The sequence below is a fragment of the Actinospica durhamensis genome, assembly GCF_018139695.1.
In the GTDB taxonomy this organism is placed as follows: domain Bacteria; phylum Actinomycetota; class Actinomycetes; order Streptomycetales; family Catenulisporaceae; genus Actinospica; species Actinospica durhamensis.
The window spans coordinates 1-2,498 of the sequence record NZ_JAGSOG010000507.1 but is presented as its reverse complement, the minus strand read 5'-3'; the positions used below and the strand labels follow the sequence as shown (position 1 = coordinate 2,498).

Annotated in this window: 1 protein-coding gene; it reads left to right on the top strand. The window is 72.5% G+C overall.

Going from position 1 to position 2,498, the window contains the following annotated elements; translation table 11 throughout:
• Window positions 1-2,498: error-prone DNA polymerase (locus KDL01_RS40500; RefSeq protein WP_246577671.1), on the top strand; the 2,498-nt coding region annotated here is incomplete at both ends.

Here is a 2,498-nt window from a genome sequence, read left to right as displayed (position 1 = left end):
CCCCACCCCACCGCCGGTACCACTCATCGTTCACCCCGCCGCTCGGTTCCCCCCACTTCGCCGCGCCTGTCCCACGACGCATCCGCCTCCGCCGTCCCCTACGCCGAGCTGCACGCGCACTCCGCCTACAGCTTCCTCGACGGTGCCTCCTCGCCGCGCGAGTTGGTCGCCGAAGCGGTGCGGCTCGGCCTGTCCGCGCTCGCCGTCACCGACCACGACGGGCTCTACGGCGCGGTCCAACTCGCCCAGGCCGCCAAGGGCACGGGCCTTGGCACGGTGTTCGGGACCGAACTCTCCCTGGCCGCCGACCGGGCCGAGCGCACCGGCGTGCCCGATCCGCCCGGCGCGCACCTGCTGCTGCTCGCCCGCGGCCCGGACGGTTACCGGGCCCTGTCCCGCGCCATCGGCGATGCTCGGCTGCGCGGCGAGGGCAAGGGCAAGGCCGTCTACGACCTCGAAGACCTCGCCGCCCGCGCGGACGGGCGGTGGGCCGTGCTGACCGGCTGTCGCAAGGGCCTTGTTCCCCGAGCCCTGGCCCGGGGCGGGCAGCAGGCCGCGGCCCGCGAACTCGACCGGCTGCGCGCCCTGTTCGGCCGGGACAACGTGCTGGTCGAGCTGGTCGACCACGACCTGCCGCAGGACGACGCGCGCAACGCCGCGTTGGCCGAACTCGCCGCCCGTCACAAGGCCCTGGCGGTCGTGACCAATCAGGTGCACTACGCCGCGCCCGGGGACTTCGCCGCCGCCTGCGCGCTCGCCGCATTGCGCGCCCGGCGCACCCTGGAGGAGATCGACGGCTGGCTCCCGCCCGGCCCGACCGCGCACCTGCGCGCCGGGGCGGAGATGGCCGAGCGCTTCGCCCGGTTCCCCGGAATCCTGGACCGCACCGTCGAACTGGCCGGGCAGTGCGCCTTCGACTTCGCCGCGGTCGCCCCGTCGCTGCCCGACTTCCCCGTACCCGACGGCTTCGAGGACGAGTTCTCCTGGCTGCGCCACCTGGTGATGGAGGGCGCCCGCGAACGGTACGGCACCCGGCGCGCCCGCCCGGACGCCTACCGGCAACTGGACTACGAACTCGGCGTCATCGCCAAGTACGACTTCCCCGGCTACTTCCTGATCGTGCACGGGATCTCCGCGTACTGCCGCGAGCGCGGGATCCTGGCCCAGGGTCGCGGATCCGCCGCCAACTCCGCGGTGTGCTACGCGCTCGGGATCACCGCCGTCGACCCCGTCGCATTCAAGCTCGTCTTCGAACGCTTCCTCAGCCCCGAGCGCGAGGGCTACCCCGACATCGACCTCGACATCGAGTCCAGCCGGCGCGAGGAGGTGATCCAGCACGTCTACCGCACCTACGGCCGCACCCACGCCGCGCAGGTGGCCAACGTCATCACGTACCGCGGCCGGATGGCGGTGCGGGACGCGGCCAGGGTGCTCGGCTATCCGTCCGGCGCGCAGGACGCGTGGGCCCGGCAGATCGGGCCGTACACCGGCGCGGCCGACCTGGACTCGGCCGGCGTCCCCGAGGACGTACTCGCCCTGGCGACCCGTCTGCACGGCCTGCCCCGGCACCTGGGCATCCACTCCGGCGGCATGGTGCTGTGCGACCGCCCGGTTGCGGAGGTGTGCCCGACCGAGTGGGCGCGGATGGAGAACCGGTCGGTGGTGCAGTGGGACAAGGACGACTGCGCGGACGGCGGCCTGGTGAAATTCGACCTGCTGGGCCTCGGCATGCTCGGCGCCCTGCACGACGCTTTCGATCTGGTGCGTGAACACCATGGCGTGGACCTGACGCTCGGCCGCATACCGACCGAGGACTCGGAGGTCTACGACATGCTGTGCGCCGCGGACTCGATCGGCGTCTTCCAGGTCGAATCAAGGGCTCAGATGGCCACGCTGCCGCGCCTGAAGCCCCGGAAGTTCTACGACCTCGTCGTCGAGATCGCGCTGATCCGCCCGGGCCCGGTACAGGGCGGCGCGGTGCACCCGTACATGCGCAGGCGTGCGGGCAAGGAGCCGGCCGAGGCCCCGCACCCGCTGCTGGAGGAGTCGCTGCGCCGGACCCTCGGCGTGCCGCTGTTCCAGGAGCAGGTGATGCAGATGGCGGTGGCCGCCGCGGGCTTCGCCCCGGCCCAGGCCGACCAGCTGCGCCGGGCCATGGGCGCCAAGCGGTCGACCGAACGGATGCTGGAGCTCAAAGGGCAGCTGATGTCGGGCATGGCGGCCAAGGGCATCAGCGGTGAGCTGGCCGAGGACATCTACGCGAAGCTGGAGGCGTTCTCCTCGTACGGATTCCCGGAGTCGCACTCGATCTCGTTCGCGTACCTGGTGTACGCGAGCTCCTACCTCAAGCGCCACTACCCGGCGGCCTTCACCGCCGCCCTGCTGCGCAACCAGCCGATGGGTTTCTACAGCCCCGCCACCCTCGTCGGCGACGCCCGCCGCCACGGCGTGACCGTCCTGGGCCCCGATGCGAACGCCTCCGCCGCCCAGGCGACCCT